The sequence below is a fragment of the Streptomyces sp. M-16 genome, from assembly GCF_052114405.1.
In the GTDB taxonomy this organism is placed as follows: domain Bacteria; phylum Actinomycetota; class Actinomycetes; order Streptomycetales; family Streptomycetaceae; genus Streptomyces.
On sequence record NZ_JBFRER010000189.1, the window covers coordinates 1 to 9452 of the forward strand.

2 protein-coding genes and 1 pseudogene are annotated in these 9452 nt (G+C 74.9%); all 3 read right to left on the bottom strand.

What is annotated here, in order from left to right; all coding sequences use genetic code 11:
- The coding region (locus AB4039_RS40020) for a type I polyketide synthase (protein WP_442273083.1) at positions 1–6685 on the bottom strand (6685 nt) is incomplete at its 3' end.
- Between the two features lie 26 nt (positions 6686–6711).
- Positions 6712–9078, bottom strand: a complete 2367-nt coding sequence (locus AB4039_RS40025) for an SDR family NAD(P)-dependent oxidoreductase (protein ID WP_442273084.1) — start codon at positions 9076–9078, stop codon at positions 6712–6714.
- Positions 9079–9089: 11 nt separating this feature from the next.
- Positions 9090–9452 (bottom strand): annotated as a pseudogene (locus AB4039_RS40030) (acyltransferase domain-containing protein); the annotation flags it as partial.

A 9452-nucleotide genomic window follows, 5' to 3' on the forward strand; every position in this document is an offset into this window, starting at 1 on the left:
CCGAATGACCCGCCAGAAGATCCGGACGGACACCCCAGGACTCCACCAGCCGGAACAACGCCACCTCGACCGCGAACAACGCCGGCTGCGCGTAACCCGTCCGGTCGAGGAGCTCCGCGTCATCGCCGAACACCACGCCCGCCAGAGGACGTTCGAGGTGCTGATCCACATGGGCACACACCGCGTCGAAGGCGTCCGCGAACACCGGGAAGGCCTCGTACAGATCACGCCCCATCCCCAGCCGCTGACTCCCCTGCCCCGAGAACAGGAACGCCGTACGGCGGTCCGTGGCAGCGGTGCCACGGAGTGCCGGGTCCGCCGGCCCGGCCGTGTCGGGCGCCGCCAGTGCGCGCAGCGCCGGCAGGAGTTCCTCACGGTCGCTGCCGAGCGCCACCGCCCGGTGCTCCAGGGCGGCCCGGGTCGTGGCCAACGACAGGGCCACGTCGACGGGTTCCAGTTCCGGGTGGCTCTCGATGTGGGCGAGGAGGCGTTCGGCCTGGTCCCTCAGGGCTGCCGGGCTGGTTCCGGAGAGGAGCCACGGGACGACGCCCGGCGCGGGGCGCTTCCCGGCGGGGGCCGGGGGCTGCGACGGGGCCTGCTCGATGATGACGTGGGCGTTGGTGCCGCTCACGCCGAAGGAGGAGATTCCGGCGCGGCGGGTGTGCTCGCCGTCGGCCGCCCAGTCGACGGCCGAGGTCAGGAGCCGGACCGAACCGACCGCCCAGTCGACGTGCGGGGTCGGCGCGTCCACGTGCAGGGTCGCGGGGAGGACTCCGTGGTGCATGGCCTGCACCATCTTGATGATCCCGCCCACTCCGGCCGCGGCCTGGGTGTGCCCGATGTTCGACTTCAGCGAGCCGAGCCACAGCGGCTGGTCGCCCGGCCGGTCCTGGCCGTACGTGGCGAGGAGCGCCTGGGCCTCGATCGGGTCGCCGAGCCGGGTGCCGGTGCCGTGCGCCTCCACCGCGTCCACGTCGGCCGCGGCCAGTCCGGCGTCGGCCAAGGCCTGCCGGATCACCCGCTGCTGCGCCGGACCGTTGGGCGCGGTCAGACCGTTCGAGGCGCCGTCCTGGTTCACGGCCGATCCGCGCACCACCGCCAGTACCCGGTGGCCGTTGCGGCGGGCGTCGGACAGCCGCTCGACCAGCAGGAGGCCGACGCCCTCGCCCCAGCCCGTCCCGTCGGCGGCGGCCGCGAAGGACTTGCAGCGGCCGTCGGCGGCCAGTCCGCGCTGGCGGCTGAACTCGATGAAGGCGTTGGGGCTCGACATCACCGTCACGCCGCCGGCCAGGGCGAGGTCGCACTCGCCGCGCCGCAGGGCCTGGGCGGCGAGGTGCAGGGCGACCAGCGAGGACGAGCACGCCGTGTCCACCGTCAGCGTCGGCCCTTCGAGGCCGAGGGAGTAGGCGATCCGGCCGGAGACGACGCTGCCGGAGCTTCCGGTGCCGATGTAGCCCTCCAGGTCCTGCGGGACGCTGAGCAGGCGGGCCGCGTAGTCCTGGTAGCCGGAGCCGATGAAGACGCCCGTGCTGGTGCCCCGTAGCGAGGTGGGGTCGAACCCGGCGCGCTCGAACGCCTCCCAGGAGGTCTCCAGGAGGAGTCGCTGCTGGGGGTCCATCGCGAGGGCCTCGCGGGGCGAGATCCCGAAGAACTGCGGGTCGAAGTCGGCGGCGTCGTAGAGGAAGCCGCCGTCCTTGGCGTAGGTGGTGCCGGGCCGGTCGGGGTCGGGGTCGTAGAGCGACTCCAGGTCCCAGCCCCGGTCCGCGGGGAAGCCGCCGATCGCGTCGCGGCCCTCGGCGACCAGGCGCCAGAGGTCCTCGGGGGTGCGGACGTCGCCCGGGTAGCGGCAGCTCATGGCGACGATCGCGACGGGCTCGTCGTCCCCGGAGGTACGGGCTGCGGCCGACGGCCGGGGGGCGCCGGCGGTCTCTCCGGTGCCGGCCGCCGTCAGCTCGCTCAGCAGGTGTGCGGCGAGCACGGCCGGGGACGGGTGGTCGAAGACGAGGGTGGCGGGGAGGTGGACACCGGTGGCCTTGTTCAGCCGGTTGCGCAGTTCGACGGCGGTCAGGGAGTCGAAGCCCAGTTCGCGGAAGGCCCGGTCGGCGGCGACCGCGTCCGTGTCCTGGTGGCCGAGCACGGCCGCCGCCTCGCCCCGTACGAGTGCGAGGACCGCGCGGGTCCGCTCGGGCGCGGTCAGGGTGAGGGTCCGGCGGACGAACTCGGTCGGTTCGCCCCGGCCCGCCCGTCCTGGAGCCGAACCGGCCGCCGCTGCCGCTGCCGTGAGGGCGGCGGCGGCCTCGGGGACCTCTCCGATCAGCGGGCTGGGGCGGAGCAGGGTGAAGGAGGGTGCGAAACGGTCCCAGGCGACGTCGGCGACCGTCACCGCCGTCTCGTCGCGGTCCAGGGCTCCGCGCAGCGCCGCGAGCGCCGACGCCGGGTCGAGGGCGGGGAGTCCGCGCTTGCGCAGCCGTTCCTCGGCGTCGCCGTCCTCGACCATTCCGCCGCCCGCCCACGGCCCCCAGGCGACGGCCGTGGCGGTGAGTCCGCGTGCCCTGCGGTGCTCGGCGAGGGCGTCGAGGGAGGCGTTCGCCACGGCGTACGCGGCCTGCCCGGCCGCACCCCACACTCCGGAGATCGACGAGAAGAGGACGAAGGCGTCCAGCGGGCGATCGCCGAGCAGGTCGTCCAGGTGGCGGGCACCGGCCGCCTTGGCGGCGAGGACGTCCGCGAACTGCTCCGGCGTCGTCTCGGCCAGCATGCCGGGCGTGCCCACTCCGGCGGCGTGCACGACGGCGGTCAGCGGGTGCTCCCCGGGCAGTCCGTCGAGCAGCCGGGCCACCGCCTTCCGGTCGGCGATGTCGCAGGCCTCGATGGTGACCTTCGCTCCGCGTTCCTCCAGTTCGGCGCGGAGGGCGTCGGCGCCCGCGGCCGCCGCGCCGCGCCGGCTGGTCAGCACCAGGTGGGCCGCGCCGGCGTCGGCCAGCCAGCGGGCCACGTGCGCGCCCAGGGCTCCGGTGCCTCCGGTGATGACCACGGTTCCGCGCGGCTGCCACCCGGCGGTCGTGCCGTCCGGCCCGGCCTCCGTCCGCGGGGAGCGCTGCAGCCTGCGTACGAAGACTCCCGCGGCCCGGACCGCCAGCTGGTCGTCGGCCGCGTGGGCCCCCGCGAGCGCCCCGGCGAAGCGCCGTGCGGCGCGGTCGTCCAGCACCTCGGGCAGGTCCAGCATTCCGCCCCAGCGGGAGGGGTGCTCCAGTGCCGCGGTGCGGCCGAGTGCCCAGACCTGTGCCTGGTGCGGGCTGCGCAGCGGGTCGGAGGGACCCGTCGACACGGCGCCCCGCGTCGCGCACCAAAGGGGGGCGCCGAGGGTCGCGTCGCCCAGGGCCTGGACGAGCGCCAGGGTCGCGGCGAGCCCTTCGGGGAGCGTGGTGTGGACGGGGTGCGGCCGTTCGTCGACGGCGAGCAGCGAGAGGACGCCGGCCACGGCCCCGCCGTCCACCGCGGTGCGCAGCAGGTCGGCGAGGTCCGCCCGTACGGTGCCCGGCTCCACGGGTACGGTGCGCACCTGTGCGCCGTGGTCGCGCAGGGCCCGCAGCGCGGCCGCCACCCAGGGGTCGTCGTCCGCCGGGTGGCCGGCGGGCAGCACGACGAGCCAGGTTCCGGGCAAGCGGATCTCGGTGGCCGCGGTCGCGGCGGCCTTCCAGACGGTGCGGTAGCGCAGGCCGTCCAGGGTGGAGTGTTCGCGGTGCCTGCGCCGCCACAGGGTGAGCGCGGGCAGGACCGCGCTGAGCGGTGCATCGTCCGCCACGTCGAGCCGCTGCGCGAACGCTTCGAGGTCGGCGCTCTCCACGGCCTGCCAGAAACCGGCCTCTGCCGGGTCCGCCGCCCCGGTTTCGGTCTGCTTCGCGGAGAAGGCCGCCCCCTCCAGCCAGTACCGGCGGCGCTGGAACGCGTAGGTGGGCAGGTCGGGGAGTACGGGGCCCGGGGCGCCGAGCAGGGCGTTCCAGTCGGGGGTGATGCCGTGGACGTGGAGCTGGGCCAGCGCGGAGGCGACCGCGAGGTCCTCGGGGCGGTCGGTGCGCAGGACCGGCAGGGTCACCGTCTGCTGCGTGTCGAGGAGGGCCTGGGCCAGGGCCGTCAGTACGCCGCCGGGGCCGATCTCCAGGAACACCGACGCACCGGCGTCCGACAGGGTGGCGACCGCGTCCGCGAAGCGCACGGCCCGGCGGACCTGACGCACCCAGTACTCGGCACGGGTGGCGTCTGCGCTGGTCATCGGGCGGCCCGTGACCGTGGACACCACCGTGATGCCGGGCTCGGAGAAGGTCACGTCCTCGGCGACCTTGCGGAAGTCGTCGAGCATCGGGTCCATGAGGGGCGAGTGGAAGGCGTGGGAGACGGTCAGCGCCTTCGTCTTGCGGCCGTCGGCCGCGAGCCGGTCGACGACCGCGGCGACCGCGTCCTCGGCGCCCGAAACCACCACGGCCGACGGGCCGTTGACGGCGGCGACGTCCGCACGGTCTTCGTGCCCGGCGAGGAGGCTGCGTACCTCTTCTTCCGAGGCCTCCACGGCCACCATCACGCCGCCCGTCGGGAGGGCCTGCATCAGCCGGCCGCGCGCCGCCACCAGCCGCGCCGCGTCGTCGAGGGAGAACACACCCGCCACATGGGCCGCCGCGAACTCGCCCACCGAATGACCTGCCAGGAAGTCCGGCCGGATACCCCAGGACTCCACCAGCCGGAACAGGGCCACTTCGATGGCGAACAGCGCCGGCTGTGCCTTGCCCGTCTGGTCCAGCGGCTCGGCGTCTTCGCCGAACACCACGTCCCGCACGGGCCGTTCGAGGTGGGCGTCCAGTGCGGAGCAGACCGTGTCGAAGGCCTCCGCGAACACCGGGAAGGTTTCATACAGTTCACGCCCCATCCCCAGCCGCTGGCTCCCCTGCCCCGAGAACAGGAACGCCACCTTCTTCTTCCGGGCCGCCGTGCCGTCGAAGACGTGGCCCGTCGGCTCGTGGCGGGCGAAGGACGCGAGGGCGGTGAGCAGTTCGTCGCGGTCCCGGCCCACCACGGTGGCGCGGTGCGGCAGTCCGGCCCGCTTCGTCGCCAGCGCCCGGGCGATGTCGGCCGGCGGGGTCCGCGGGTGTTCGCGCACGTACGTGAGGAGTCGCCGGGCCTGTTCGGGCAGCGCCTCGGCGCTGCGGGCCGAGAGCGGCCACAGGAGGGGGGTCCGGGCGGGCGCAGCGGGCTCGGGGGCCGCCACCCCGTCCGCCGGTTCGGGGGCGGGTTCGGGGGCCGGCTCGGGGGCGGGTTCCTCCAGGACGACGTGCGCGTTGGTGCCGCTGACCCCGAACGAGGACACCCCGGCCCGGCGCGGCCCCTCCCCCTCCGGCCAGTCGACCGGCTCCGTCAGCAGCCGGACGGCGCCCGCCGACCAGTCCACGTGCGGCGAGGGCTCGTCGAGGTGCAGGGTGCCCGGAAGCACCCCGTGGTGCATGGCCATGACCATTTTGATGACGCCGGCAACCCCCGCGGCGGCCTGGGTGTGGCCGATGTTCGACTTGAGCGCACCGAGCAGCAGCGGCCGCTCGGCCGGCCGGTCCTGGCCGTACGTGGCGAGGAGCGCCTGGGCTTCGATCGGGTCGCCGAGCGAGGTGCCGGTGCCGTGCGCCTCGACGGCGTCCACGTCCGCCCCGGTCAGCCCGGCGTTGGCCAGCGCCTGGCGGATGACCTTCTGCTGCGCGGGGCCGCTGGGAGCGGTGAGGCCGTTGGAGGCGCCGTCCTGGTTGACGGCGCTGCCCCGGACCACGGCCAGGACGCGATGGCCGTTGCGGCGGGCGTCCGAGAGACGCTCCACCAGCAGCATGCCGACGCCCTCGGACCAGCCCGTGCCGTCGGCGGCGGCCGAGAACGGCTTGCACCGGCCGTCGGCGGCCAGCCCGCGCTGCCGGCTGAACTCCATGAACGCGCCGGGGGTGGACATCACCGTCACACCGCTGACCAGGGCCAGTGAGCATTCGTCCTTGCGGAGCGCCTGGGCGGCGAGGTGCAGGGCGACGAGCGAGGACGAGCACGCCGTGTCGACCGTGACGGCGGGCCCCTCGAAGCCGAAGGTGTAGGCGAGGCGTCCGGAGATCACGGCGGCGGCGTTGCCCGTGCCCAGGTATCCGTCGAAGTCCTCCGGGGAGGTGGACAGCCGTGCGTAGTCCTGGCCGTTGGTGCCGGCGAAGACTCCGGTGCGGCTGCCGCGCAGTGCGGCCGGGTCGATGCCGGCCCGCTCGAACGCCTCCCAGGCGGTCTCCAGGAGAAGCCGCTGCTGCGGGTCCATCATCAGCGCCTCGCGCGGCGAGATGCCGAAGAACCCGGCGTCGAAATCGCCGACGCCGTCGAGGAATCCGCCGTGCCGTACGTAGCAGGTGCCCGCGTGGTCCGGGTCGGGGTCGTACAGGGCGTCCAGGTCCCAGCCGCGGTCGGCGGGGAAGCCGGATATCGCGTCGCCGCCGTCCGCCACCAGCTGCCACAGTTCCTCGGGCGAGGTCACCCCGCCGGGGAAACGGCAGCTCATCGCGACGATGGCGATGGGCTCGTGGGAGTCGGACGTCAGTTTCCGGTTCTGCCGGCGCAGCCGCTCGGTCTCCTGAAGGGAGGCCCGCAGTGCCTGAACGATCTTGTCGTTCGTTGTGGTCATCATGTGCTCCGTACTCAGGCCGTTGTTCAGGCTTCGCTGTCGCCAAGCGCCAGTTCGATGAGGTTTTCGAGGTCCATCTCCGCGATCGCGGAGTCGGCGTCCGGGCCGCTCCCGGTGTCGCGGGCGCCGTCCGCGGGCGTGCCGTCGCCGGACGCACCGGACGCACCGGACGCCAGGGCCAGCAGGGCGTCCATCAGCCCGGCGTCCCTGAGGCGGGACAGCGGGATCGACGCGAGGGTCTGCCGTACGCGGACTTCCTCCGGGCTCCCGTCGGGGTGGGCTCCGTCCGCTCCGCCGGGGAGCAGGTCGCCGAGCAGCCGGTCGGTGAGCGCGCCGGGGGTGGGGTGGTCGAAGACCATCGTCATCGGCAGTCGCAGCCCCGTCGCGGTCCCGATCCGGTTGCGGAGTTCGACGGCGGTGAGCGAGTCGAAGCCGAGGTCCCTGAAGGCGCGGTCGGGTTCGACCGCGTCCGTGCGCGGATGGCCGAGTACGGCCGCGGCCTCCTTCTGGACCAGTTCCAGCAGCAGCTCGTACCGGTCCTCCGGGGTGCCGGCGGAGAGCCTCCGTACGAGGTCCGAGGCGGCGCCCGCGCCCCCGCCGCCGCCCGTTTCAGCGTCGGCTTCAGCGCCGTCGAGCGCCGCCCGGGCCTCCGGGAGGGCGGCGAGCAGCGCGCTCGGACGGCCGATGGTGAAGGACGGCGCGAACCTCGGCCAGTCGACGTCCGCCACCACCACGGTGGTCTCGTCGCGGTCCATGGCGAGCTGGAGTGCCGAGACCGCGAGGGCCGGGGCGAGCGAGGGCAGTCCGCTGCGCCGCAGGTACTCCTCGGCTCCGCCGTCGGCGGCCATGCCGCCTTCGGCCCAGGGGCCCCAGGCGACGGCGGTCGCGGCGAGTCCCCTGGCCCGGCGGTGCCGGGCGAGCGCGTCGAGGAAGGCGTTGCCCGCGGAGTAGGCGGCCTGGCTGCCGCTGCCCCACACTCCGGAGACGGACGAGAAGAGGACGAACGCGTCCAGCTCGCGGTCGGCGAGCAGTTCGTCCAGGTGGACCGCGCCGGCGACCTTGGCCGATACGACGGCTGCGAGTTCCGTCAGGCTCGTGTCGGCGACGGCGGAGAACTGCGGAAGGCCCGCGGCGTGCACGACGGCGGTGAGCGGTGCCGGGTCGTCGGCGAGCGCGTCCAGCAGGTTCGCGAGGGCCGCGCGGTCCGCGACGTCGCAGGCGGCGATCGTGGTCCTGGCCCCCAGTGCCCTGAGTTCGGCGGCGAGTTCGGGCGCCCCTTCGGCCGCCTCGCCGCGCCTGCTGGTGAGCACCAGGTGCTCGGCGCCGCCCCGGGCCAGCCAGCGGGCGGCGTGCCCGCCGAGCGAGCCCGTGCCACCGGTGATCAGTACGGTGCCGCGCGGCTTCCAGGCGCCGTCGGTGGCGGCCGTGCCACGGGGCATCCGCGCCAGCCTGCGGACCAGGATCCCGGAGGCGCGCACCGCGAGCTGGTCTTCGCCGGCCGCATCGGCGAGCAGGTCGGCCAGCCGGGCGAGCGCCCGCTCGTCCGGAGCCGCCGGGAGGTCGACCAGGCCGCCCCAGCGCTGCGGGGTCTCCAGTGCCACGGCCCGCCCGAGGCCCCAGACGAGGCTCTGGAGCGGCCGGGTGAGCGGCTGGGCTCCGCCCACCGACACCGCACCGCCGGTGACGCACCAGAGCGGCGCGTCCAGCTCCAGCGCTCCCAGGGCCTGCACGAGCGCGACGGTGGCCGTCAGGCCCGTCGGCAGGCCGGGGTGGGCGGGGTGCGTCCGCTCGTCGAGCGCCAGCAGGGACAGGACGCCGATGACGGGTCCCGCGTCCCCGGCCGCCGCGTCGCGCAGCAGCTCGACGAGTGCCGCGCGGTCGGCCGCCGGGTCGGCGACGGTGACGCACAGCGGCTCGGCGCCCCGGTCGCGCAGTGTGCGGGCGTACGGCTCGGCGGCCCCGGCGTCGGGAGCCACGACCAGCCAGCTGCCCGACAGGGGTCCTGAGGACGGGGCCGAGAGTGGCTGCCACACCTCGTGGTAGCGCCAGCCGTCGAGCGTGGACCGGTTGCGGCCCTCCTCGCGCCAGCCGGCGAGCGCGCCGACCAACGAGTCCAGCGGAGCCCCCGGCTCCACGCCCAGCCGTTCGGCGAGGGCCTCGGACCGCCCGCTCTCGACCGCCTCCCAGAACTCCGCTTCCGCTTCGTTGTCGGATCCGGACGGGTAATGGGCCGGCGCGGCGGGGGCTGCGGACGTTTCGAGCCAGTAGCGCTCGCGCTGGAAGGCGTACGTGGGCAGGTCGACGCGTCGGGCGCCGTGTCCGGCGAGGACGGCCGTCCAGTCGACGGGGATCCCGTGGACGTGGAGGTGGGCGAGGGCGGTGGTGACGGCCACGTCCTCGGGGCCGGAGCGTCGAAGGAAACGTTCTCGGCGACCTTGCGGAAGTCGTCGAGCATCGGGTCCATGAGAGGTGAGTGGAAGGCGTGGGAGACGGTCAGCGCCTTAGTCCTGCGGCCGTCGGCCGCGAGACGGTCCACGACCTTCGCCACGGCTTCCTCGGCGCCCGACACCACCACGGACGAGGGCCCGTTGACGGCGGCGATMCCCGCMCKGTCCTCGAACCCGGCCAGCAGGTCCCGTACCTCTTCCTCCGAGGCCTCCACCGCCACCATCACACCCCCGGCCGGGAGGGCCTGCATCAGCCGGCCGCGCGCCGCCACCAGCCGGGCCGCGTCGTCGAGGGAGAACACACCCGCCACGTGCGCGGC